Below are 24,360 nucleotides of genomic sequence, written 5' to 3'. Positions count from 1 at the left end.
ATTACCTCGCGTTGCCGACCGGGGATTCCGGTTGCAGCTTCAGGTACAGGTAGAAGAGCACCAGGGTGATCGCCACCAGCAGTGCCGCGGCAGCGCTGGCCATGCCCCAGTTGAGGAACGACTGCACCTGCTGAATGATGAACTCAGGCAGCATCATGTTCTGCGCGCCGCCCAGCAGCGCTGGGGTCACGTAGTAGCCCAGCGACATGACGAAGACCATCAAGGCGCCCGAGAACAGCCCCGAGCGGCACAGCGGCAGGAACACCTTCCAGAAATTGGTCCAGGGGCTGGCGCCGCAGATCGAGCCTGCCTGCAGCACCATCGGGTCGATGGCGTGCATGGTCGCCTGCAGCGGCAGCACGATGAACGGAATCATGATGTAGCTCATGCCGATCACCACCCCGGTGAGGTTGTGCACCATTTCAATCGGCGCATCGATGATGCCCAGCGCCATCAACACCTTGTTCACCACCCCGGAGCTTTGCAGCAGCACCAGCCAGGAGTAGGTCCGCGCCAGCAGGCTGGTCCACATCGACAGCAGCACGATGTTCAGCAGCCAGCGGCCCCAGCCGCGTGGCACCAGGGTGATCGCCCAGGCCAGCGGGAAGCCCAGCAGCACACTGATCACCGTCACCAGCCCGGCCACCGAGAAGGTGTTGACCAGCACCCGGGTGTACGCCGAGTTGGCGAACAGCTGCTCGTAGTTGCCCAGCCCCGGCACCGGTTCGAGCACGCCGCGCAGCAGCAGGCCGATCAGTGGCACGAAGAAGAACAGGCCGAGGAACAGCAGGGCAGGCAGCAGGTTGCGGCTGCCTTTCCAGCGCTGGCCGAGACCTGGGCGACGGGCTACGCCGCCTGCTGCCCCAGGGCCCTGGGCGTTTTGCAAGGCGTTGATGGCGACTTTCATTTCACCAACCACTCATTCCAGCGCGCGGCGATGGCCTGACCGTTCTTGGCCCAGTAGGCGAAGTCCAGGGTCACCTGATCGCTGACATGGGCGGTTGGCAGGTTGGGCGCCAGGTCCTTGTCGAGCTTGGCCACGCTGTCGAGGTTGACCGGCGCGTAGGCGGTCTTGTTGGCGAAATCAGCCTGACCCTGGGCGCTGCTGGCATTGGCCAGGAACTTCATGGCCGCGTCCTTGTTCTTCGCGCCTTTGGGGATGACCAGGAAATCGGCCATGACCAGGTTCTGCTTCCAGCTCACGCCGACCGGCGCGCCGTCTTGCTGCAGGGCGTAGACCCGGCCGTTCCAGAACTGGCCCAGCGAGGCTTCACCCGAGGCGAGCAGTTGCTGCGACTGTGCGCCACCGCCCCACCAGACGATGTCTTTCTTGATGGTGTCGAGTTTCTTGAACGCGCGGTCCAGGTCGAGCGGGTAGAGCTTGTCGGGGGCGACGCCGTCGGCCAGCAGGGCCAGTTCCAGCACGCCCGGGCTTGGCCACTTGTACAGCGCGCGCTTGCCGGGGTAGGTCTTGGTGTCGAACAGCGCGCTCCAGTCCACTGGCTTGTTGGCGCCGACCTTGCCGTCGTTGTAACCGAGCACGAAGGAGAAGAAGAACGAACCGACACCGTGGTCGGAGACGAAGCGCGGGTCGATCTTGTCGCGCTGGATGGTGTTGAAGTCCAGCGGCTCGAGCAGCCCTTCACTGGCTGCACGCAGGGCGAAGTCGGCTTCGACATCGACCACGTCCCACTGCACGTTGCCGCTTTCGACCATGGCCTTGAGCTTGCCGTAGTCGGTTGGGCCGTCCTGCACCACTTTGATGTCGGTCTGCTTGCTGAAAGGGATGGCCCAGGCTTCTTTCTGCGCATCCTGGGTAGTGCCACCCCAGCTGACGAAATTGACGCTCTCGGCGGCAGTCGCGGCCTGGCAGGCCAGGGTGAGCAGGCTGGCAGACAGCACTGCGGTGACACGTTTGCTCAACAGCATGGTTACGCCCTCGTTACTTTTGTTATTCGAGGCAGGCTGGAATGTGTGCCCGCCAATCGTGTTCGGGGAGCAGCTTTGCAGCAGGTGCAGCACCGGAATTCCGGGGGTAAGACGGTGGGGCAGTTATTTAGGTCTACGGAATATCATATTATGGTATTCCAAGATTTTGGCAAGTGGGAGCAGGCGACCGGCCCTCACTCGGTGACAACGCGTGATGGCCGGTGGATCGTGGCTATGCCTGTGGCTCGAACGGGATGCTCTGCACCACTTCCAGCTCATAACCGGCCAGGCCTGCGTACTTGAGTGGCGGGCCGAGGTGGCGCAGCTTGCCGACGCCCAGGTCTTGCAGGATCTGTGCGCCGGTGCCAACTTCCGAATACACCTTCGATTGCCCACGCTGATAAGGCCGTGCCGGTTGGGTCAACTGCGGAATGCGTTCGAGCAGGGCCTGGGAGGATTCGTGGTTGGCGAGAATCACCACCACCCCGGTGCCTTCGCTGGCGACCTTCTCCAGTGCCGCCCACAGCGTCCAGTTGGCTGGGCCTGCATATTCGGCGCCGACCAGGTCGCGCAGCGGGTCGATGACGTGCACGCGCACCAGGGTCGGTTGCTCGCGGCGGATGTCGCCCATGACCATCGCCATGTGCACGCCGCCTTCGATGCGGTCTTCATAGCTGACCAGGCGGAAGGTGCCGTGCACGGTGGGCAGCTCGCGCTCGCCGATGCGCTTGATGGTCTGCTCGGTGCTCAGGCGGTAGTGAATGAGGTCGGCGATGGTGCCAATCTTGATGCCGTGGCGCGCGGCGAAGACTTCCAGGTCGGGGCGGCGGGCCATGGTGCCGTCGTCGTTGAGCACCTCGACGATCACCGAGGCCGGGGTGAAACCGGCCAGGCGCGCCAGGTCGCAGCCGGCTTCGGTATGCCCGGCGCGGTTGAGCACCCCGCCTTCACGGGCGCGCAGCGGAAAGATATGCCCGGGTTGCACCAGGTCTTCCGGGCGGGCGTCGACGGCCATCGCGGCGGCGACGGTGCGCGCCCGGTCGGCGGCGGAGATGCCCGTGGTGACGCCGCTGGCCGCTTCGATGGACACCGTGAACGCAGTGCTGAACACGCTGCCGTTGGCCGGCACCATCTGCTCGAGCCCAAGACGCTGGCAGTGATCATCGGTGAGGGTCAGGCAGATCAACCCGCGGGCTTCACGGGCCATGAAATTGATGGCGTGGGCATCACAGCGCTCGGCGGCGATCAGCAGATCGCCTTCGTTTTCCCGGTCTTCATCGTCCACCAGCAGCACCATCTTGCCCTGGCGGTAGTCCTCGAGGAGTTCTTCGATGCTGTTGAAAGCCATGGTGCACACTCACTGTCTAGGGTGATTATTATGGTATACCATCATACACAAATTCCGTTGAAGGAGCGTGCAGATGAAGGCTTACTGGATTGCCCATGTCGATGTCACAGACCCCGAGCAGTACCAGCACTACACCCAGCGTGCGCCGGCCGCGTTCACGCTGTACGGCGGGCGTTTTCTGGCCCGAGGCGGGCGCAGTGAGGCGCTGGAAGGGCGGCCGACGCCGCAACGCAGTGTGGTGATCGAGTTCGATTCGTACGAACAGGCGCTGGCCTGTTATCGCTCTGCCGAGTACCAGGACGCTTGTGGTCATCGCCAGGGTGCAGCGCAGGCCGAGGTGATCATTGTAGAAGGTGTGGCGCCCTGAGCCAGGTGACGGCTCAGTAAACCCACACCTCGACCCGGCGATTGCGCAGGCGGTCTTGCGCCTGCTGATTGCCGGCGACCGGCAACTGTTCGCCCAGGCCGTTGACCTGCAAGGTCTCGACGCCGTGGCGCGCCAGTTCACGGCGCACCGCCAAGGCCCGCAGGCGCGACAGCAGGGCAGCCCGGCCAGGGGTTTCCTTGCGGTCGCCAAACCCCACCAGCACCGCGCGACCGCGCAACTTGCCGGTGCTTTCCAGGTAGCTGGCGATGCGCTGCACATCGCGCAGCGCCTTGTTGTCCAACTGCGCACTGCCGGGCTGAAAGCGCAGGCTCACGCTCAGGCGCCTGGCCTGCTGCGCAAGGTCTGCATAGGCCGGGGGCTGGTCGGCGTGCAGGGCCACGGGCAAGGCCTGGATCTGCTGGGAAACGAAGCCTTGCGCAGCGACGATGGCCTGGCCCGCAGCGCTCTGGGTGAAGTCGACCAGGGCGCGGGCCTCGCTACTGGCAGGCTGGGGTAGATAGAAGTACAAGCGCCGCGCCAGCGGATAGTCTTCGCTGGCCACCAGCGCCCGACTGGGCAGCAGCGCGGGCGCGTCGCCGGCAGCGATCGCCAAGGTCCGCACGCCGTGCACCGAGGCCAGGCCGCTGAAGCCGATCGCCTGGCGGTCGGCCTCCACCTGTGCGGCCAGCTCATCGGCTGACTCGAAACGCCGCGCCGAACTGGCGAGCGGGCGCTGCGCCGGCAGCAGCACCAGGCCATTGAAGGTATCGAAAGTGCCGGAGCGCTCGTCGCGCGTATACAGATGAATCTCGCCACCGCTGACACCTAGCTGCTCCCAGCGCTGCACCTGGCCGGAAAACACCTGGGCCAGTTGCTCGATGCTCAGTCGTGTCAGCGGGTTGTCTGGGTGGGTGATGATCGCCACCGCGTCCAGGCCGATGATCTGCTCGCTCGAGGCCGCGCGCAGATCCCCCCGCGCGCGCAGCGCGTGGGCTTCATCGTCACTGATCGGCCGAGAGGCGCTGACGATGTCGGCGCTGCCCGCTGCCAGGGCGCTGAAGCCGGTGCGCGTGCCATGGGCGCCGATGTCGATCTGCTGCGCCCGACCGGTGCTGTCGCGGGCGCGAATGACCCATTCGTTGGCGCTGTTGCCCTTCGTCTGCTCGATTGCCGTGGCCCCTTGCGCCCGTAACCAAGCCTGCACCAGCGCCGGGGCCAGAGCCGTGCCAATGGTGTTGGAGCCCTGGATACGCAGTTGCGCCGGGTCTGCCACGGCCAGGGCGGGAAGTAACATGCACAGCATGATGAGGCGGCGGAGCATGCCGGTCGGCCTGAAGCGGGAAGGTGCGCCGCAGCCTACGACGGTCACGTGAAGGGCAGGTGACAGGCGCGGCGTGACTGTAGCGCTGCCACAGCGGATAACTGTTGCGGTCGCGGCAACGGCAATCGGTTTATGCTGTTTCGAAATATTTCTATAACCGTTCGTACAAGGAACAGCCTGATGCCGCTCAAGGACCTGCTGATCGCCCTGGTGGTGATCGTTGCATGGGGAGTCAACTTCGTGGTTATCAAGGTGGGGCTGGATGGTCTGCCGCCGATGCTGCTCGGTGCCCTACGGTTTTTGCTGGTGGCCTTTCCCGCGGTGTTGCTGGTCAAGCGCCCCAAGCTGCCATGGCGCTGGCTGATCGCCTACGGCGCGACCATTTCGCTCGGGCAGTTCGCCTTTCTGTTCCAGGCCATGTACAGCGGCATGCCGCCAGGGCTGGCATCGCTGGTGTTGCAGTCGCAAGCGTTCTTCACCCTGGGCTTTGCCGCGCTGTTTCTTGGCGAGCGCTTGCGCGTGGCAAGCGTTTTGGGGCTGCTGGTGGCAGCGGCGGGCCTGGCGGTGATCGGTAGCGAGGACAGCAGCCATGTGCCGCTGATCGCGCTGTTGCTGACCCTGTGCGGCGGGGCGATGTGGGGGCTGGGCAACATCATTACCCGGCGCTTCGGCAAGGTCGACCTGGTGGCGCTGGTGATCTGGGGCGGGCTGATTCCGCCGCTGCCATTTCTGGCGTTGTCGTGGTGGCTGGAAGGTCCCGAGGCCATCAGTCATGCCCTGCTGAACATCTCGCTCAATTCGGTGCTGGCGCTGGCCTACCTGGCGTTCATCGCCACCATGGTCGGCTACAGCCTGTGGAGCACACTGTTGTCGCGCCATCCGGCGGGCAAGGTGGCGCCTTTTTCACTGCTGGTGCCGGTCATCGGCTTGAGCTCTTCGGCGATGTTGCTCGGCGAGCGACTGAGCACACTGCAATGCTGGGGCGCGGCGCTGGTGATGCTGGGGCTGTTGATCAACGTGTTTGGCGCGCGGCTGGGTCAGCGTCTGATCGGCAAGGCCGGGCGCGCAGCGTGATGGGTCGGGCAAGCCTTGCTCGAGTGCTGAGCGGCGGGCTTTTCTGCCGATTGCTTGATCTTGCGCAGCGTATCGGTAGATAGCGCTCGTTGAGCACAGGCTTGTGTGGTCTTCTGTAAGGCATTTCAACAATGCCGAGGGAAAGTGCCATGCGAGTCAGGGAAGATGTCTACTGGCAATGGGCCGACGCCAATCTGCACAGCCGTTGTCACGATGAAGCGCTGAGCGACGGCACATCGTTCGATGTGCAGGTGCGTCTTTCACGTCTGGGCGCCACCCAGCTGTTTCTGGGCCTGTACAGCCGTGAGGGCAGGGCGATCCATGAGGAATACCACCGCCATCGCCCCGGCGAGAGCATGACCCGGGCCATGGTCTGGGGCGTCAACCGTGCGCGTGCTCTGGCCACCGCCGCAGAACCCTTGCCGAGCAAACGCTTGCGCGCCTGAAGGGTTCAAACGACAACGCCCGGCAGGATCGCCGGGCGTTGTGTTCATGCAAGGCAGGTCATTAGATCGGTTCGATCACTTTCACCGCATCACGCTCGCGGGCCGCTGGCCATTCCTGTTGCAGGGTCTGCAGCACCCGGGCGACGAATTCGGTGTCGGCTGCCGCCTTCTTGCCGACAAAGCCCTGGCCGCGGCGGTACACCTTGAAGCGTGCGCGCATGCTCGGCAGATGCTCGAGGCATTCATCGACGGCGGAGTTCGGCGGCAGGCGGTCGAGGCGGACTTCGCCGGACTGGCTGAGCCACAGCAGATGGTCATCCAGGCTGTCCTTGCGCGCGGCGAACAGCTGGGCCAATTGATCGATAGTCGGTTTGTCGTTCAGGTTCATCATAAAGCCCCCATTACCCATTGTCGGTGTCGTTCAGACTTGGCGCCACGTGGTGTAGCGCACTTCCAAAGCTGCTACGCAGCATTGCAACAGGGGCTTTCTCACGCTGTCTTTTGGACAGTTCCCGCTCCAGAGACGGCTTGCGTTACCGCGCAAGCCGTCTGGAATACCCGTGCCACCGTCCCCGATCAGGGAGACGGCCCAATCATGCCCAAGCCCAAAACAGCTCGTCAATAGTTTTGTAGTGGAAATTATTGCCCACTACAAAATCAATGTCGCAGCGCGGCTGGCGCTCGAGACCTGTGAGCGACTGGGGTTTTTCTCAAAGCGGCGTTTATCATTGCGAACCCTCGCCCGCTAAACGGGTCAGGGTTACGCTAGTTTTCATAAAAGCGTCAGCCAGACGCGCAGCAGGAGTTTCACGTGTATGCCGATAAAGCCCGACCAGGAAAAACCCGCCAGCATCAACCCTCCCGTCTTTTGGATCTCGGCTTTTCTGCTGTTGGTGCTGGTGCTCTACGCCAGCGTCTTCCAGACCCACGCCCAGGCGCTGTTCGCCGAGATTCAAGGCTGGATCATCAGCAACGTCAGCTGGTTCTACATTCTTGCGGTGGCGATCATTCTCGGTACGGTGGTGTTTCTCGGCTTCAGTCGCTACGGCGATATCAAGCTCGGGCCTGACCACAGCACCCCCGACTACAGCAGCACCACCTGGTTCGCCATGCTGTTCTCAGCAGGCATGGGCATCGGCCTGATGTTCTTCGGCGTTGCCGAACCTGTGATGCACTTCGCCAAGCCGCCGTTCGGCGACGGCGGTACGGTGCAGGCGGCAGGCGAGGCGATGCGCATCACCTTCTTCCACTGGGGCCTGCATGCCTGGGCCATCTACGCCATCGTGGCGCTGATCCTGGCGTATTTCAGCTTCCGTCATGGCCTGCCGCTGACCTTGCGTTCGGCGCTGTACCCACTGATCGGTGAGCGCATCTACGGCCCTATCGGCCATGCCGTGGACATCTTCGCCATCATCGGTACGGTGTTTGGCGTGGCGACCTCGCTGGGCTTTGGCGTATCGCAGATCAACACTGGCCTGAATGCGTTGTTCGGCGTTCCGGTTTCGATTCCGATCCAGATCGCGCTGATCATCGGTACCACCTTCCTCGCCACGCTGTCGGTGGTATCGGGCCTGGACAAAGGCATCCGTCGCCTGTCCGAGCTCAACCTCGGCCTTGCCGTACTGCTGCTGCTGATGGTCATAGTCCTCGGCCCGACCGTACTGATTCTGCAGACCTTCGTGCAGAACACCGGCGGCTACCTGGGCGAGATCGTCAGCCGCACCATGAACCTCAACGCCTACCAGCAGAGCGACTGGATCGGCGGCTGGACCCTGTTCTACTGGGGCTGGTGGCTGGCCTGGTCGCCCTTCGTCGGCCTGTTCATCGCGCGGATTTCCCGTGGCCGTACCATCCGTGAGTTCGTCACCGGCGTGCTGCTGGTACCCACCGGCTTCACCCTGCTGTGGATGACCGTGTTCGGCAACACCGCGATCCACATGATCCTCGACCAGGGCTTCACCGACCTGGCCCAGGCGGTGGACAAAGACACCTCACTGGCGTTATTCGCCTTCCTCGAGCACTTCCCGTTCTCCAGCGCCATCAGCACGCTGGCGATCGTCATGGTGGTGGTGTTCTTCGTCACCTCGGCTGACTCCGGTGCCATGGTGGTGGACATGCTCGCTTCGGGCGGGCAGGAAAACACCCCGGTTCGTCAGCGCATTTTCTGGGCGTCGAGCATGGGCCTGGTAGCCATCGCACTGTTGCTGGCTGACGGTCTCAAGGCATTGCAGACAGCCACCATCGCCAGTGCCTTGCCGTTCACCATCGCGCTGCTGTTCAGCATGCGCGGGTTGCTCAAGGCGCTGAAACTCGATGCCACCAAGCGCGGCCTACGCCACCAGGCGCTGGCGATCTCGCCGAACTCCTCGCGTGGGGCGAGCAACTGGCAGCGCCGCTTGCGCACCCTGGCGATGTTCCCGCGCCGCTCGCACGTGCTGCGTTTCATCAGCGATGTCGGCCTGCCAGCGTGCCAGTCGGTGGCCGAAGAATGGCGTCGGCAGGGTTATGAATGCAGCGTCGAAGAGGGCGATGATGGCGATGTGACCCTCAAGGTCGGGCCGAGCGACGATACCTTCATCTACCACATCCGCCCTCAGGCCTACGCCATGCCCAGCTTCGTCACCAGCGACGCCGATGGCGACGACCGCAAGTACTTCCGCGCCGAAGTGCATTTGCGTGAAGGCGGCCAGGACCATGACGTGATGGGCTGGTCCAAGGATGAAGTGATTGGCGACATCCTCGACCACTACGAACGCCACCTGCACTTCCTGCATTTGGTGGGGTGACAGGGAGTTCAGTTATACCGCTTTGATTGGGGCCGCCTGGCGGCCCCAATGGCTTGAACCAACAGCACGAGCCGCATGATGCGGCCCTCGGTCACTTGTCGAAATCTGCCGCGCTGTGACGCTCGACCACCTGGGTCGCTTCATCCCCCCAGGGCCGGTTGACCCGGGTGCCGCGCTGCACGGCCGGGCGTTCGGCGATGGCCTTGGCCCAGTGCAGCACATGCGGATATTCCTCGACCGCGAGGAACTCGGCGGCGTCATACACCGTGCCCAGCACCAGTTGCCCGTACCACGACCACACGGCGATATCCGCGATGCTGTAGTCGTCACCCCCCAGATACGGACTCACCGCCAGGCGCCGTTCAAGCACATCCAGTTGCCGCTTGGCCTCCATGGTGAAGCGGTTGATGGCGTACTCGATTTTCTCTGGCGCGTAGACGTAGAAGTGACCAAAGCCGCCGCCCAGATAGGGTGCCGAGCCCATTTGCCAGAACAGCCAGTTCAGGGTTTCCGTGCGAGCGGCGAGGTCTTTGGGCAGCAAGGCACCGAATTTCTCGGCCAGGTGCAGCAGGATCGAACCCGACTCGAACACCCGCAGCGGCGGTTCGACGCTGCGGTCGAGCAGGGCGGGAATCTTCGAGTTGGGGTTGACCTCGACGAAGCCACTGGAGAACTGATCGCCATCGCCGATCTTGATCAACCAGGCGTCGTACTCCGCGCCACTGTGGCCGAGGGCGAGCAGTTCCTCGAGCATGATGGTGACCTTGACCCCGTTGGGCGTGGCCAGCGAGTAGAGCTGCAAGGGCTGTTTGCCGACGGGCAAATCCTGGTCATGGGTGGGGCCAGCCACCGGCCGGTTGGTGCTGGCGAACTTGCCGCCGGAGGCTGCATCGTTGCGCCAGACCTTGGGCGGCACGTAGGGGGAACTGCTCATGGAAATGTCTCCTGAAGGTGGGAAAGGCTGACGAGCAATGGACCGGTTGGCACAGGGGAGGGTTCGATACCCTCGGTCTCGGTGGCCCTCAACTGTAGAAAGATGGCGTCGGCAGCACCCGTTTCAAGGCCCACTCGCCCAGTTCATGCAGTTTGTAGTCGAGCGGGTCGTGCAGGGTTTGCACGCGCAGGTTGCGCCAGTAGCGGTCGAGGCGTAGCGCGGCCTGGGTGGCGCGTGCCCCGGTGACTTCAAAAAGGCGGTTGCAGATGTCCAGCCCGCTGCGGCTGGCCGCGACCTTGGCCGTGGCGATCGACACCGCCAGTTGCCCACGTTGCTCGGCACCGAGCGCCTCACCCTCGGCCCAGGCCTGATCCAGCTGCTGCGCGGCGCGCTGCACCAACAGGCGCACGCCCTCCAGTGCCACCCAGAACTCGCCGTAGTGACGCAGCACGTAGGGGTCATCGCTGGCCTGCTCGACCTTGGCCCGCAGCCAGGGGCGGCTCTGCTGCAAGGTGTACTGGCGGGCCTCTGCCAAAGCACCTTCGGCGATGCCCAGGAACAGGTGGGTGAAGTGCAATTGCGCGATCAGTGGCCGCAGGCAGGCAAACGGCGTGCTCAGCGGACCGGGATCGAGCAGCAGCTCGTGGTCTTCGACGCGCACCGCCTCGAAGCTGGCGCTGCCGCTGTCGGTTTGCCGCTGGCCGATGTTGTCCCAGTCATCATGCAGGGTGATACCGGTGCGCGAGGTGGGAATGGCGGCAATCAGCAAACGCCCGCCCGCAGCGGGGTCGACGGCCGAGGCAATCAGCATCTGTGAGTCGCTGGCACCCGAGCAGAAGCTTTTCTGACCGTTGAAGGTGCGCACCCCGTCGACCACCTCGACCACCGTGCGCTGGTCCAGCGGATTCAGCGCATTGCCCCAGAACAGTTGCTGCTCGGCCGTCTGCGCAAGCCAGGGCCGCCACTGTGCGGGCTGCGCGAACAAGCGCACGGTGGCGAGCATCAGGTGATGAAAGCCGAACACGTGGGCCACTGAGCTGTCGACCGTGGCCAGCTCGCGCACCACATCGAGGGTTTCACTCCAGGTGGCGCCGTGGCCACCGAGCTCACCGGGAATGCTCAAGGCCAGCAGACCGCTGTGGCGCAGTGCGTCGCGCTCAGCCTTCGGCGTTCCCCCGAGCACGTCCCGCTCACGGGCGGTTTCGGCGAACTGTGCAGCGAGCTGACGGGCAGTGGTTATTGCATCGAAGGGGCGGGGCGTGGGCGCTGAAGTCATGCAGGTGTCCAGGGCTGGGGGCTGTGAAGGTGGCGACGTCGAAGGGTGAGCTTCAGGTGATAGCATGCGTCGCTCAACAGCCTAGCAGTGGCGCAGTGCAGCGCACGTCCCAGGAGGTCACCATCAAAGCCTTATCCATCGTCCATCCCGGCGGCATGCGCATCGCGTGTGGCGAGAAAACCCTGGAAATCCGTCGCTGGGCCCCTGAATTGCAGCCCGACGAAGACCTGCTGATCGTGGAAAATCGCCGCTTCCTGCACGTCGATGGCGAGCAAGACGGCGATGGTCGGGCGGTGGCCGTCGTCCGCGTCAAGGCCGTTCGGCCCTTCGTGGAGCAAGACATTGCCGCGGCCTGTGCTAGCTACCATGAGCCGGGCTGGCTGGCTTGGGAACTGAGTGATGTCAGGCCGGTGAGCCATGCCGAGCCGGTACTGGCTGCGCGGGGTATCTATGACGTGCAGCTGGCGCCGCAGCCGCTGCCACTGGACCCCGCTTCGGTCGAGCATCAGGTCCAGGTCGCGCCAATCGTCCGGTAATGCTCAGGGCGTACCGTTTCTGCCGAAGCGCAGAAAGCCTGGGCGTTCGCTCAGTCGCTGGTAGTAGTCCGCCACTGCAGGCAGCCGGGGGTGCTGCAGCGGCGTTTCGAACCAGCGATTGACCGACAGTCCCACGGCAATGTCGGCAAGGCTGAACTGCTGGCCTGCCACGTAGGCGCCGGTACGCGCGAGTTGGCCGTCAAGTACTGCCATGAAGCGCGTCCATTCGCAGAGGCTGGCCGTGACGGCCTGTTGGTCCTGGTGGGCAGGTGACCTGCGCACCAGCGCCATGAAGCTGTAGCTCCAGGCGCGATTGAGGTCGGCCGCTTGCCAGTCGAGCCATTGATCGACCCTGGCGCGTTCTTGCGCTGCCTGCGGGTATAACCTGCCCGCTCCGTAGCGGTTGGCCAGGTAGCGGATGATGCTGTTGGATTCCCATAACGTGAACTCGCCATCTTGCAGCACGGGCACCATGGCATTGGGGTTGAGGTCCACGAACTCAGCGCTTTTCGTCGAAGCAAACGCGCCTCCCCAGTTTTCCTGTTCGATGGCGAGGTCGAGTTCATTGGCTGTCCACAATACTTTGCGCACGTTGATCGAGTCGGTTCTGCCCATTACCCGTAGCATGAAATCATCCTGGTAGTTACAGCGCGGTGAGGCCAATAACATACCTTTACATGAAAGTTCATTCACGCCCTTATCAATCGCGCAATGCGGCCGATACAGGCGGTAAGTGACCCTTGTTGCTGAACTGATTGCGGCTATTACCGAACACCCCCGTCGAAACTACTAAAAAGTCATGTTTTTGACGGCATTAAAATGGCGATAAGCCTTTCGGTAATTGCGCCATTGGTCTGCGTCATCGAGCCATTGCTGACTCGAATCATTGAATCAGGCCTCGATAAAAAATTGTCCGGGAGGTCAGGGAACGTTCACGGAGCGGCCCTGTCTGCTTGCTGGCTCAATGCCATTGATCTGCCACTTTTCGACTGCATGGCGCCAGGCGCTTCGATGTCCTGGCTTGCAATGGCTCAATTCCCTGGCGCGTCACTTTTCATCGAGGACGCCGGATCGAATGTCTTGAACACTGAATTCCGTATTTCCCGTGATACAGCCATTGAAAACATTAATGGCAAAAAGATGGCTAAATGCTGGCACTTTTGTGATGCTCACTGTCAGCACGTCGACGCCTGTCGAAGGGGATCGCGATGAACCTGTTACCGGTTCCTGATAACGAACGAAATCGCCTGGCCCAGGTGATGCAACTGTGTGTGTTTGAGCATCAGGAACATGCCGAACTGCGCGCTCTGGTGGATCTTGCCAGTGCGTGTTTCAGTGTGCCCATGTGCGTGATCTCGATCGTCAGCGAACGCCATCAGTGGTTCATGGCCAAAACCGGTCTGACGGCCAATTCCACGTCGCGGGACGTGTCGTTCTGCGCCCATACCTTGCTCGAAGCGCGGCCTCTGGAAGTCACCAATGCGCTGCTCGATCCGCGCTTTTGCGACAACCCCCTGGTCACCGGCGAGCCGGGCATTCGTTACTACTGCGGTGCTCCGCTGATCATCGAAGGCGACGTGGCCATCGGCAGTTTCTGCATCATCGATACGGTGGCGCGGCCGGCCATGGCGGTCGAGCAACTGGCGATGCTCGATCGCTTCGCGGAACTGGCCATGCGCATCATCACCGGCATCCGCCAGCGCAATTTCCTCGATCACCCCACCGGTTTGCTCAACCGCATCAAGCTCGAATGTGACGTCAAAGACCACCTGGCCAAGCAGCAAGACGTCTCGCTGGTGGCCTTCGATGTGATTCAGGCCGCAAGCCTCAATGATGTGGTCAAGGCGCTGGGCTACAACTTCGCTCACGACCTGACCCTGCAAGTGAAGGATCGCCTGGCCCAGCAGGTCGACGCCGACCTGCAGCTCTATCGCATCAGTCCCACGCGCTTCGGCACGTTGGTGCCAGCCGAATTCGATGTCCAGGCGCTGTGCGCGCGCATGGTCAGCGCACTGCAGGCGCCGGTGACCTGCCACGGCATTCCGGTGCCGCTGGATGTCGGTATCGGCATTTCCCGCATCGACCAGCGCGACGGCGACGGCACTGACCTGGAGTGGCTGCGCCGGGCGGTGGGCGCCGCCGATGCTGCGCGCAGGCAATCGCGGCGCTGCGCCGGCTATCAGCCGGAGGCCGATGCGGCGCAGCGGCGTGCGTTCATCCTGCTGAGTTCGCTGAGCCAGGCCTTGCGCAGCGACGACCAGCTGTCGCTGCACCTGCAACCGCGGGTCGACCTGGCACGCTCGGCCTGCGCCTCGGCCGAAGCGCTGCTGCGCTGGCGGCATCCGACCCTGGGCGACATTTCCCCGGCCGAATTCATTCCGCTGGCGGAAAAGACCGCGCTGATGCCGCTGATCAGCGATTGGGTGATGCACGCGGTGTTCGACGTGCTCGCGCGCACCCGAGGTCTGGATTTCAGTGTGAGCATGAACGTGACCGCCAGCGACCTGGAAAGCCCAGTGTTCATGGATCGCCTGCTCAGCGGTCTTGCCCGCCATGGCCTGAGCAGTTCGCGGATGCAGCTGGAATTCACCGAAAGCATGCTGGTCGAGCGCCTCGATGTGGTTCAGCAGCAATTGCAGCGCGCCCGCGACGCGGACATCGAAATCGCCATCGATGACTTCGGCACCGGCTACAGCAACTGGATCTACCTCAGCCGGATTCCGGCCACCGTGGTCAAGCTCGACCGCCTGCTGGTGCAGAAATCGCGGGAATCGGCCCGCGAGCAGACCCTGGTGCAGACGGTCATCGACCTGGCCATCAAGCTGGGGTATCAGGTCACGGCTGAGGGCGTCGAGACCGCCGAGCAGCTTGCCCACGTGCAGGCGCTGGGCTGCGCAGAGGCGCAAGGGTTTCTGATAGCGCGGCCGATGTCGGTCGCAGCGTTCGAAGCCTGGTTCATCCAGTACGGCAATACCCACGCCGTTGCCTGACGGCTCCTCCACTTTCTCCAAGAAGCAGGTCACTACCATGTTCAATCGGCATCTTAAAGCGATGTTGGCCGACCGCGAGGCCGAACTTGCCCGCGCACAGCAACTCCTGGGCCTGATGGAGCAGGCGGGTATCTTCCTGCGGCTGGACGCCGACTACCGTGTGATCGAATGCAACCCGGCCTTCACCCAGGCGATCGGCAGCGACGCTGCGCAGGTGCTCGGCAAGCGATTGTCCGAACTGGTGCCGGGCTACGTGTCCAAGCTTGCCTGCTTTCGCAATTTCGCCAAAGCAGTGGCCGACGGCGTTGCCGTACGCGACGACTACCGCTTCCTTCGCGCCGGCAACCAACTGGCCTGGCTGCGCCTGACCTGGCATCCGTTGCGCGATGAACGCGGCACTCTGCGTGAGGTGGTCGGCTACGGCTCGGATGTCTCGACCCAGGTGAGCCTGGCGCGGGAAAACCAGGAGCTGCTCGATGCGCTGCTGCGCTCCACCGCAGCGATTCAGTTCGATCTGGCCGGCACTGTGCTCGATGCCAACGAGCAGTTTCTGCACAGCATGGGCTATTCGCTGACTCAGGTGGTCGGCAAGCACCACCGCATGTTCTGCGACCCTGAGTACGTGGCAAGCCCTGCCTACAGCGACTTCTGGAAGACCCTCAACAGCGGCCAATACGTGCGCGGGCGCTTCAAGCGCCTCGACAGCCGCGGTCGAGACGTGTGGCTGGAAGCCAGCTACAACCCGGTCAACGACGCCGAAGGCAACCTGATCCGCGTGGTCAAGTTCGCCTCGGTGGTGACCGACCAGGTGCATCGCGAGAACGAAATCAAGCGCGCCGCGCAGATGGCCCTGGAAGTCTCGACCCGCACTGACCTGAGCGCCAGCGAAGGGGCGTCGGTGGTCGACCAGGCGGTGTCGACCATGCAGAACGTGTCGCAGCAAATGCAGTCGGCCTCGGTCACCATCGAGGCGTTGGGCAAGCAGTCGGTGGTGATCAGCTCGATCGTGCAGACCATCGGCGGCATCGCCTCGCAGACCAACCTGCTGGCGCTCAACGCGGCCATCGAGGCTGCGCGCGCAGGCGAGCAGGGTCGCGGCTTTGCGGTGGTGGCGGACGAGGTCAGGCAACTGGCTGCGCGCACCAGCAAGGCCACCGAAGAGATCGTCGGCGTAGTGGCGCAGAACCAGACCCTGGCCAGCCAGGCCATCGTCGATATCGAGAACAGCCAGAGCAGCGCCGCGCTGGGGTTGTCGTACGCGTCGCAGGCCGGGGTTTCGATCAGCGACATCAAGCATGGCGCACGCCAGGTGGTGCAGGCGATCAATCAGGTCAACCAGGACCTGTCGTAACGCTGCGCGGCTGAGCCTCTCGAACTGCGCCTCGGGGCGGTGTAAACCAGCGTCGCACGCGCCAGCAATCAGTGTCTGGCGCGCAGCCGATGTGCAGGCATCATCAGTAGTGAATGAGATCGCCTATCAGTAACATTCTGTTTTATCTTGCCATCGTATAGACTCCCGCCGCTGCGTCCGACGCAGCGGTCGACACGAAGAAAAAAATCAATAATCCGTCGTAGGGGAGTGGCACCTGGTGTTCAAGAAAAATGCAGTTGCATGGCTGGTGGGCTCGGCTGTTTGCGTGACTCATTCCAGTTGGGCGGCGGATCAGGCGATGGAGTTGGCGCCCATCACGGTCACCGGTGAGAAGATCAGCCGCACACTGGAAGAAACCCAATCCAGCGTGGTGGTGGTGACCGAGCAGCAATTGCTCGAGAAGGCCGATAGCAGCCTGGTCGATGTGTTTGCCCGCACGCCGGGGGTGTTCAGCCAGGCGGGCAATGAAAACTGGGGCATCCGTGGCGTGCCGGTGTCCGGTTTCGATGACCAGGGCCCGGCCACCCTCAATGGTGCGGTGTCGGTGTTCGTCGACGGCGCGGTGCAGCCCAACCGCTCCCTGACCTTGAGCCCCATGCCGCTGTGGGATACCGAGCAGGTCGAGGTGTTCCTCGGCCCGCAGTCGACCACCCAGGGGCGTAACTCGCTGGCCGGCGCGGTGGTCATCCAGGCCCGCAACCCGACCTTCGATCCAAGCTTCTCGGCCATGGCCAACACCGGCAGCTACGGCGAGCGCGGTGCGGCAGTGGCCGGAGGCGGCGCGATCATCGACGACAAGGTCGCAGGCCGCATCGCCGTGGATTACCAGCAGGGCGATGGCTACATCGACAACACCTTCCGCAACGACGACGCCAACCCCACCCGCACCAGCAACGTGCGCGGCAAGTTGCTGATCGTGCCCAATGAAGACCTCGACGTGCTGCTGACCTACGCCCACGGCGAGAGCCGCAAGGGCGACATCACCGCGATGCGCGAGAACGACCGCGTGCGCTTCTACAAGATGAGCTCCAACACCCGCGCCTTCGACAAGCTCGATCAGGACACGCTCAGCGCCAAGCTCGATTACCGCCTGGACGATAACTGGTCGATCACAAGCCTCACGGCCAACACCCGCTCCGACTACGACGCGCGCCTGGACTTCGACCAGTCGGCCATGCGTAACCAGGTGGTCTTGCGCACCCAGGAAGGCGACCTGTTCAGCCAGGAGCTGCGCCTGAACTACAGCGCCGACACCCTCAAAGGCTTTGCCGGGATTTACTACGGGCGTAGCACCAACGAGTTCAACGACCGTCTGCTCAACAACAACAGCCTTCTTGCCAGCGTCAAAGGCGACACCACCATCGATAGCCAGGCGCTGTTCGGCGAGCTGAACTGGACCTTCGCACCGCAATGGACGCTCATCACCGGCCTGCGCTACGACCACGAGAGCAACGACACCGACATCCCGGTCGACGATATCTCCAGCCCCGCCAAGGTCAGCAAATCGTTCAGCGCCGTGCTGCCCAAGCTTGGCCTGGACTATGAACTGGTCGAAGGTCAGTTCGTCGGGGTGATGGTGCAGAAGGGCTATCGTGGTGGTGGCGTCAACGTGCGCGCCGGCAGTGGTCACCAGGCCTATGACCCGGAATACACCACCAACTACGAGCTGTCGTACCGTGGCAGCTTCATGGAGCAGACCCTGCGTACCCGCGCCAACCTGTATTACACCGACTGGAAAGACCAGCAGGTCAGCGTGCTCGATCCGCAAAACGAAGTCTTGAACGTGTTCAATGCCGGTCGCAGTGACATCAAGGGGCTGGAAGTCTTCGTCGAGAAAGACTTCGGTGAGCAACTGACCATCAATGCCGGTGCTGCCGTGACCGTGGGCAAATACAAGGAATTTCTCGCCGAGGATGGTCGTGACCGCAGTGGTCAGGACTTCCTCTATTCGCCGCGCTACAAGGCCTCGTTGGGGGCTACCTATCGTTGGGACGAGCGTCTGACGCTCAATACCGATGTGGTGTACCAGAGCACCGCGCCTTCGGAGTATGAGTTCGATGACGCGGGCAAGGTGACCGGTGAGCGGCGCAGCGACAGCTACTGGCTGGCCAACTTCAACGCCGAGTACAAGCTGACCCGCAACGTCGCACTGACGGGCTTTCTCAAGAACGCCTTCAACGAGCACTACATCACCAACAACCGCAGCGGCACCATTCTCGACGTCGGCGCACCGCGCACCTTCGGTGTAGCCGTACGCTACGACCTGTAAACGGCCTGTCCGCGATGGGTCACGCAGCGGCTTCGCAAGGGCCGGCAGCGCAGCCCATCGTGGTCGAACCGGGTCACCGAACCACCGCTGACTGCGGCGGTCTGAGCCACAGCACAATGGCGTAGTGCCCACCGCACCGAGGCTCCATTGACCCAATACCGTGGACTCCTGTTCGAAGACGCGCAGCAAGCCCCAAGCGATGAGGCCATCGCAACGCTCGAAACCCGCCTGGGCGCGCGCCTGCCAGAGGATTACCGTGCTTTTCTGCGCGCCTGCAACGGCGCCACGTTCGAATACGACGTGGTCGCCACCCTGGCCAATGGCGATACAGAAAACCTCAGCTTCACCCTGCATGGTCTGGATCTGCACGAACGCTGCGACTTCAATCCTTACGAGCTGGAGCAACTGCGCGCGGTGGAAGATTTCCCCGCGTCCGGCCTGCTGCCCATTGGCCGTGACGGTGGTGCAAGTGTGCTGCTGCTGGATCTGCGCGACGGGCGTCAGGAGGTTGCGGCAATGGTCGCGGGCCTGCCGGCCTGGACCGGGCGCCGTCAGCAAGGCGATGAATATGTCGTGCTGGCCGACTCGTTCAACGGCTATCTGGACTTGCTGCACGTGTCTGCCGAGAGCATCGAGGATCACATCACGCGCTTTCTCGTCAGCCCCGACTCGATTGCCGCGACCTTGGAGTGGCTGGACCACTGTAGTCCAGGCTGGCGTGAGCGATATCGTGAGCTATGGAATGCGCGTATTCCCCAGGCGCCGATCTGACGAGCGGGGCCAACGAACGAAGCGATGAACAGCGGCCAGGCCGATTGGCCGGTCGCTGTTCGTGTTCAGCCGTTCAGAACCAGCGGTCGTTGCGCTTGCGCCCGCGGGTCAGTGCCGGAAGGATCAGGCCGACCAGCAGGCCGGCGCCGGCGATGCTACCGCCGTAGACCATGTAGCGCATCATCACCTGTTTGTTCTCATCGCCCAGGCGGGCCTGGGTGTCGCGAAGCTGCGACTGGCTCTGTTCGAGCTGCTCGCTCAGGGCGCTGTTGCGGGTCTGCAGTTCGTCGACCAGCGCCTTGCGCGAGTCGAGGGTCTCCTGCATGCCCTGCACGCGGGTCTTCCAGCTGTCATCGATGGTCTTGAGCTTCTCCGACAACTGCGCCACCTCGGCGTCGAGCTGCGGCAGGCGTTCGTTCTGGCCGGGCACGGCTTGCAGGTCGCTGCTCAGAATCCACACCTGATCACCGCTTTCGCCGCGCACCTGGCTGTAGTTGCCCTGGGTGTTGAGCAAGGTGACTTTCTGCCCGGACTTGAGATTGCCGACGATGCGGTGACCGTCGGTGGGGCCGCTGCGTACGTAGGTGGTCAGGCTGTCGCTGACCCAGCGGGCGGTGCTGGCCGGCTCCTCGGCATGGGCCGGCACGGCGAGAAAGGCCAAGGCGGCGAACAGGCCGCCGCGCAGGGCGGGAAGGGCGGAGAAGGCAGGGCGGGAATCAGGCATGTCGATCTTCGCTGGAGCTGGACAAATGAAGGCCCATGGGCAGGGCCGCGATCCGACCGGGGGCTCCGATCGTCAGCGAAAGACTGTTTTTTTCGCGGTCGGTTCACCGCTTGGCGTAGGAAATGTCTGCGGGATGTTGCGAAACGGGCAGCGGCCCTGACCTTTCGACAGGCTCAGGACCGCGCTACCCAGGGCCTCAGGTCACGACCTGATAGCACGGCACGTACGCCGCACCGCCGGGCAGTTTCATCCGGTGTTGATCGACGAATGCCTGCAACAGCCGCCCGAGCGGATCGAGCACGGCATTGTCGCCGCGGATCTGATACGGGCCGTGTTTCTCGATCAGGCGGATGCCGTTGTCCTTGACGTTGCCGGCGACGATGCCAGAGAACGCTCGGCGCAGGTTGGCGGCCAACTGATGCGGGGGCAGTTCGCGGCGCAGGGCCAGATTGGCCATGTTTTCGTGAGTGGGATCGAAGGGGTGCTGGAAGCCCTCGTCGATTTTCAGCAGCCAGTTGAAGTGGAAGGCGTCGTTGCGCTCGCGGCGGAACTGCTTGACCGCCTTGAGCCCTTCGACCATCTGCCGCGCCACTTCGGCCGGGTCGTCGATGATGATCTGATAATGCCGCTGGGCATCTTCGCCCAGGGTCGCGCCGACGAAGTCGTGCAACTGCTGGAGGAACGCTTCGGCGCTGCGCGGGCCGGTGAGCACCACCGGGAACGGCAGCGAGGCGTTGTCCGGGTGCATGAGGATGCCCAGCAGGTAGAGGAACTCCTCGGCCGTACCGGCGCCGCCCGGGAAGATGATGATGCCGTGGCCGACCCGCACGAAGGCCTCTAGGCGTTTTTCGATATCCGGCAGGATCACCAGCTCGTTGACGATCGGGTTCGGCGCCTCGGCGGCGATGATGCCCGGCTCGGTCAGGCCCAGGTAACGGCTGCCCTGCATGCGCTGCTTGGCGTGGGCGATGGTGGCGCCTTTCATTGGCCCCTTCATCACGCCCGGGCCGCAGCCGGTGCAGATATCGAGCTTGCGCAGGCCCAGTTCATGGCCGACTTTCTTGGTGTACTGGTATTCCTCGTTGCTGATCGAGTGACCGCCCCAGCACACCACCATCTTCGGCTCGACGCCGGGGCGCAGGGTACGGGCGTTGCGCAGCAGGTGGAAAACGTAATCGGTGAGGCCTTGCGAGCTGTCCAGGTCGATGCGCTGGCTGTTCAGCTCGCTTTCGGTGTAGACGATGTCGCGCAGGGCGCTGAAGAGCATTTCCCGGGTGCTGGCGATCATTTCGCCGTCGACGAAGGCGTCGGCCGGGGCGTTCAGCAGTTCCAGGCGCACGCCGCGGTCCTGCTGGTGAATGCGCACTTCGAAGTCCTTGTAGGCTTCGAGGATGGTCTTGGCGTTGTCGACATGGGCGCCAGTATTGAGGATGGCCAGGGCGCACTGGCGGAACAGGGTATAGAGGGTACCGGTACCCATTTCACTCAGTTGCTGAACTTCGCGTTGCGACAGCGTCTCGAGGCTGCCTTTGGGGCTGACGGATGCGTTGATGACTTTGCGTTGGGGCATCTAAGTCTTTCCTGTGCATGTAAAACATCCTTCTGTGTCGCCACCATACCGACAAATCGGGGCGGCAACGAGAGGGCAGATGAAAAGCGTTGCCGCGCGGTCCCGCAGGCCATGCACTGGACATGCGCGGACTGCGCGGCCATGCCATCACTGCACCGAGAGGTGCTCATACAAAATGGTCGCGCCGATCAGCATCAGCACCACACCGCCGATGATTTCGGCACGCTTGCCGACCACCGTGCCCAGGGCGCGGCCGAGCATCACGCCGAGGGTCACCATCAGGGTGGTGGCAAGGCCGATGGCCAGCGCCGCGACCAGAATGTTGACGTCGACGAACGCCAGGCCCACGCCCACGGCCAGGGCATCGATGCTGGTGGCGAAGGCGGTGACGGCGAGAATCAGGAAACCATGCTGGTTGGGCTTCTCGGCCTCTTCGTGGTCGTCCTTGAAGCCGTTGTAGATCATGTGCAGGCCGAGCAGCAGCAACAGGGTGAAGGCGATCCAGTGATCCCAGTTCTGCACGTAGTCGGTGGCGGCCTGGCCGATGGCCCAGCCGATCAGCGGGGTGATGGCTTCGATGACGCCGAAGATCAGGCCGGTGCGCAGGGCCTCGCTCAGACGCGGTTTGTGCAGGCTGGCGCCCTTGCCGATGGCCGCGGCGAAGGCGTCGGTGGACATGGCGAAAGCCAGGAAGATGAGGGATATCGGGTTCACGGTGGTTGTCCGGTCGGGCTATGAGTCAACGACGCAACCACACGCCCGACCTTAGGCATGGATGCATCGTTGGTCTCGCCAATCCGGAGATGTTCACGCCACGGCAGCCGCCGAGAATGTTGACATGAACGCGCGTCGGCATGGCCGTGCGCAGGCTACTCCCCAACAAGGGCGGCCATTATGCCTAGCGTCGAGCGGAAACGGAACGCAATTTTTCCCCTGTAACATTCGCTTGCTCACGGGGTGACTGGCATTGCCTGGCCACTGCCGTATGCTGACGCCTTCGTTCAGAAGGAGCCGCGCCATGACCTGGTCCGCTACCCAGTATTCCCGCTTCGAAGACCAGCGCACCCGGCCGGTGCGCGACCTGCTGGCTGCCGTGCCGCCGCGCCCGGTGCGCCAGGCCACCGACCTTGGCTGTGGCCCGGGCAACTCCACCGAGGTCTTGCTGCAGCACTGCAGTCACGCTCAGGTCACCGCCCTGGACAGCGACCCGGACATGCTCGACAAAGCCCGCCAACGCCCGCGCCTGAGCATCCCTCGGCTGCGCATCGAGCAGGCCGACATCGCTCAGTGGCGCGCCCGCGAAGCCCAGGACCTGATCCTCGCCAACGCCTCGCTGCAGTGGCTGGACGATCACGCCACGCTGTATCCGCACTTGCTCGAGCAGCTCAGTGAAGGCGGCAGCCTGGCGGTGCAGACCCCCGATAACGTCGATGAACCGGCGCACCGTCATCTGCGGGCCCTGGCCGCGAGCCCGGCTTGGGCCGATAGGCTCGGCGACCTGCAACTGCCGGCGCGGCATTCTGCCGGCTTCTACTACGACCTGCTGAACCCTCTGTGCACACGGGTCGATGTGTGGCGCACCACCTACCATCACCCCCTCGAAGGCGGTGCACAGGCGGTGCTTGAGTGGTTCAAGGGCTCGGCGCTGCGCCCGTACCTGGCGCGCCTGAATGATGCTGATCAGCAGGCGTTCGAGGCGCAGTACCTGGCCGCGATTACCGCCGACTATCCGCTCGCAGGTGACGGTAAGGTGCTGCTGGCTTTCCCGCGGCTGTTCGTGGTGGCGACCCGCTGAAGCCCTGCGGGCGCGGCGGGTCGGTTGTCGAACCTTCGATGAGGGCGTATAAACTGCACCGCACTTGGCCGGTCGCTTCCAGAACCGGCCACTGAAACATAGAGAGTCGACATGGGCGCACAGTGGAAAGCCAAACACAGAGAAGCCGCGGCGAATGCCAAAGGCAAGGTCATGGGCAAGTTGGCCAAGGAGATTCAGATCGCGGCCAAGTCTGGCGCTGACCCGGACATGAACCCGCGCCTGCGCCTGGCCATCGATCAGGCGAAAAAGGCCTCGATGACCCGCGAGACGCTGGAGCGCGCGATCCGCAAGGGCGCAGGCCTGGATGGCGATGCCGTGCAGTACACCGCGGTCAGCTACGAGGGCTTCGCCCCGCACCAGGTGCCACTGATCGTCGAGTGCCTGACCGACAACGTCAACCGCACCGTGGCTGAAATCCGCGTGGCCTTCCGCAAGGGCCAGCTCGGCGCCAGCGGCTCGGTGGCCTGGGACTTCAACCACGTCGGTCTGATCGAAGCGCTGCCTGAGGGCGATGCCGACCCGGAACTGGCCGCCATCGAAGCCGGTGCGCAGGACTTCGAAGAGGGCGAGGAAGAAGGTTCGACCCTGTTCATCACCGAAACCAGCGACCTGGGCGCGGTACAGAAGGCCCTGCCGGAATTCGGCTTCACCGTGACCTCGGCGAAGATCGGCTACACGCCGAAGAATCCGGTCAGCGCTGCCAGCCTGAGCGCCGATGCACTGGCCGAGGTGGAAGCCTTCCTCGAAGCCATCGATCACCACGACGACGTGCAGAACGTCTATGTCGGCCTGACCGACTGATCCTCCCGGCCGGGAGCGCAAGGCGTTCCC

At 63.5% G+C, this 24,360-nt stretch carries 22 protein-coding genes, 1 pseudogene and 1 riboswitch; of the genes and pseudogenes, 12 read left to right on the top strand and 11 right to left on the bottom strand.

Annotation, left to right across the window (positions count from 1 at the left end; genetic code table 11):
• Window position 1: 1 nt before the first annotated feature.
• The 3 genes from H618_RS0102820 to ribBA all read right to left on the bottom strand — a co-directional run bounded on the left by H618_RS0102820 (window position 2) and on the right by ribBA (window position 3,277).
• On the bottom strand, window positions 2-907 hold the full coding sequence (locus H618_RS0102820) for an ABC transporter permease (protein ID WP_028693621.1): 906 nt from the start codon (window positions 905-907) through the stop codon (window positions 2-4).
• Window positions 904-1,929: a polyamine ABC transporter substrate-binding protein gene (locus H618_RS0102815; protein WP_028693620.1), complete on the bottom strand. Its 1,026-nt coding sequence runs from the start codon at window positions 1,927-1,929 to the stop codon at window positions 904-906. The genes H618_RS0102820 and H618_RS0102815 overlap by 4 nt, the downstream gene beginning before the upstream one ends.
• 232 nt (window positions 1,930-2,161) lie before the next feature.
• Window positions 2,162-3,277 carry a bifunctional 3,4-dihydroxy-2-butanone-4-phosphate synthase/GTP cyclohydrolase II gene (gene ribBA, locus H618_RS0102810; RefSeq protein WP_028693619.1) on the bottom strand — a complete coding sequence of 372 codons (1,116 nt, stop codon included), beginning with the start codon at window positions 3,275-3,277 and terminating at the stop codon, window positions 2,162-2,164.
• Between the two features lie 73 nt (window positions 3,278-3,350).
• Here ribBA and H618_RS0102805 point away from each other — a divergent pair, with 73 nt between their 5' ends.
• The gene (locus H618_RS0102805) at window positions 3,351-3,644 is read left to right on the top strand and encodes a DUF1330 domain-containing protein (protein WP_028693618.1); all 294 of its coding nucleotides are present in this window, start codon (window positions 3,351-3,353) and stop codon (window positions 3,642-3,644) included.
• A 13-nt stretch (window positions 3,645-3,657) separates the two neighbouring features.
• Here the strand turns inward: H618_RS0102805 and H618_RS0102800 are convergent, their stop codons facing one another.
• A complete protein-coding gene (locus H618_RS0102800) occupies window positions 3,658-4,965 on the bottom strand; it encodes a phosphate ABC transporter substrate-binding/OmpA family protein (protein WP_028693617.1) in 1,308 nt (435 codons plus the stop codon).
• Between the two features lie 180 nt (window positions 4,966-5,145).
• On the opposite strand from H618_RS0102800, the gene H618_RS0102795 reads away from it, so the two are divergent.
• Window positions 5,146-6,039 (top strand): EamA family transporter, encoded by an 894-nt coding sequence (locus H618_RS0102795; RefSeq protein WP_028693616.1) that lies wholly within the window; start codon window positions 5,146-5,148, stop codon window positions 6,037-6,039.
• A 149-nt stretch (window positions 6,040-6,188) separates the two neighbouring features.
• Entirely contained in the window at window positions 6,189-6,485 is a 297-nt protein-coding gene (locus tag H618_RS0102790; protein ID WP_028693615.1) for a hypothetical protein, read from the top strand.
• 61 nt (window positions 6,486-6,546) lie between these two features.
• Here the strand turns inward: H618_RS0102790 and H618_RS0102785 are convergent, their stop codons facing one another.
• Window positions 6,547-6,876: a hypothetical protein gene (locus H618_RS0102785; RefSeq protein WP_028693614.1), complete on the bottom strand. Its 330-nt coding sequence runs from the start codon at window positions 6,874-6,876 to the stop codon at window positions 6,547-6,549.
• 424 nt (window positions 6,877-7,300) lie between these two features.
• Between H618_RS0102785 and H618_RS0102780 the strand changes: the two genes are divergently transcribed.
• Window positions 7,301-9,271, top strand: a complete 1,971-nt coding sequence (locus H618_RS0102780) for a BCCT family transporter (RefSeq protein WP_028693613.1) — start codon at window positions 7,301-7,303, stop codon at window positions 9,269-9,271.
• A gap of 91 nt (window positions 9,272-9,362) precedes the next feature.
• On the opposite strand, the gene yghU is transcribed toward H618_RS0102780, so the two are convergent.
• Entirely contained in the window at window positions 9,363-10,205 is an 843-nt protein-coding gene (gene yghU / locus H618_RS0102775; protein WP_028693612.1) for a glutathione-dependent disulfide-bond oxidoreductase, read from the bottom strand.
• 88 nt (window positions 10,206-10,293) lie between these two features.
• Entirely contained in the window at window positions 10,294-11,481 is a 1,188-nt protein-coding gene (locus H618_RS0102770; protein ID WP_028693611.1) for an acyl-CoA dehydrogenase family protein, read from the bottom strand.
• 95 nt (window positions 11,482-11,576) lie between these two features.
• Here H618_RS0102770 and H618_RS21165 point away from each other — a divergent pair, with 95 nt between their 5' ends.
• Window positions 11,577-12,017 carry an ASCH domain-containing protein gene (locus H618_RS21165; RefSeq protein ID WP_245586744.1) on the top strand — a complete coding sequence of 147 codons (441 nt, stop codon included), beginning with the start codon at window positions 11,577-11,579 and terminating at the stop codon, window positions 12,015-12,017.
• Between the two features lie 3 nt (window positions 12,018-12,020).
• Here H618_RS21165 and H618_RS0102760 read toward each other — a convergent pair whose 3' ends face one another.
• Window positions 12,021-12,644 (bottom strand): glutathione S-transferase family protein, encoded by a 624-nt coding sequence (locus H618_RS0102760; protein WP_028693610.1) that lies wholly within the window; start codon window positions 12,642-12,644, stop codon window positions 12,021-12,023.
• Between the two features lie 581 nt (window positions 12,645-13,225).
• On the opposite strand from H618_RS0102760, the gene H618_RS21160 reads away from it, so the two are divergent.
• The 5 genes and pseudogenes from H618_RS21160 (at window position 13,226) to H618_RS0102740 (ending at window position 19,419) form a co-directional block, all read left to right on the top strand.
• Entirely contained in the window at window positions 13,226-15,007 is a 1,782-nt protein-coding gene (locus H618_RS21160) for a sensor domain-containing diguanylate cyclase (protein WP_033727430.1), read from the top strand.
• Window positions 15,008-15,044: 37 nt separating this feature from the next.
• Window positions 15,045-15,821: pseudogene (locus H618_RS23365) on the top strand (PAS domain-containing protein); the annotation flags it as partial.
• Window positions 15,822-15,851: 30 nt separating this feature from the next.
• On the top strand, window positions 15,852-16,358 hold the full coding sequence (locus H618_RS23360) for a methyl-accepting chemotaxis protein (protein WP_245586747.1): 507 nt from the start codon (window positions 15,852-15,854) through the stop codon (window positions 16,356-16,358).
• 235 nt (window positions 16,359-16,593) lie between these two features.
• Window positions 16,594-18,648, top strand: coding sequence for a TonB-dependent receptor (locus tag H618_RS0102745; RefSeq protein WP_028693608.1), 2,055 nt, complete (start codon window positions 16,594-16,596; stop codon window positions 18,646-18,648).
• 147 nt (window positions 18,649-18,795) lie between these two features.
• On the top strand, window positions 18,796-19,419 hold the full coding sequence (locus H618_RS0102740) for an SMI1/KNR4 family protein (RefSeq protein WP_028693607.1): 624 nt from the start codon (window positions 18,796-18,798) through the stop codon (window positions 19,417-19,419).
• A 73-nt stretch (window positions 19,420-19,492) separates the two neighbouring features.
• Here the strand turns inward: H618_RS0102740 and H618_RS0102735 are convergent, their stop codons facing one another.
• From H618_RS0102735 to mntP, 3 genes are all read right to left on the bottom strand, one after another.
• Window positions 19,493-20,143, bottom strand: a complete 651-nt coding sequence (locus H618_RS0102735; RefSeq protein ID WP_028693606.1) for a TIGR04211 family SH3 domain-containing protein — start codon at window positions 20,141-20,143, stop codon at window positions 19,493-19,495.
• Window positions 20,144-20,339: 196 nt separating this feature from the next.
• On the bottom strand, window positions 20,340-21,713 hold the full coding sequence (gene ppnN, locus H618_RS0102730; protein ID WP_028693605.1) for a nucleotide 5'-monophosphate nucleosidase PpnN: 1,374 nt from the start codon (window positions 21,711-21,713) through the stop codon (window positions 20,340-20,342).
• Window positions 21,714-21,860: 147 nt separating this feature from the next.
• Window positions 21,861-22,427, bottom strand: a complete 567-nt coding sequence (gene mntP, locus H618_RS0102725; protein ID WP_028693604.1) for a manganese efflux pump MntP — start codon at window positions 22,425-22,427, stop codon at window positions 21,861-21,863.
• A gap of 7 nt (window positions 22,428-22,434) precedes the next feature.
• Window positions 22,435-22,598, bottom strand: a riboswitch (yybP-ykoY riboswitch).
• Between the two features lie 133 nt (window positions 22,599-22,731).
• On the opposite strand from mntP, the gene tam reads away from it, so the two are divergent.
• Window positions 22,732-23,508 carry a trans-aconitate 2-methyltransferase gene (gene tam, locus H618_RS0102720; protein ID WP_028693603.1) on the top strand — a complete coding sequence of 259 codons (777 nt, stop codon included), beginning with the start codon at window positions 22,732-22,734 and terminating at the stop codon, window positions 23,506-23,508.
• A gap of 111 nt (window positions 23,509-23,619) precedes the next feature.
• Entirely contained in the window at window positions 23,620-24,330 is a 711-nt protein-coding gene (locus H618_RS0102715) for a YebC/PmpR family DNA-binding transcriptional regulator (protein ID WP_028693602.1), read from the top strand.
• Window positions 24,331-24,360: the final 30 nt, after the last annotated feature.

This window comes from Pseudomonas cremoricolorata DSM 17059 = NBRC 16634 (assembly GCF_000425745.1).
Lineage (GTDB): Bacteria > Pseudomonadota > Gammaproteobacteria > Pseudomonadales > Pseudomonadaceae > Aquipseudomonas > Aquipseudomonas cremoricolorata.
The sequence above is the reverse complement of the archived record's forward strand: the minus strand, read 5'-3'. Positions and strand labels throughout refer to the sequence as shown.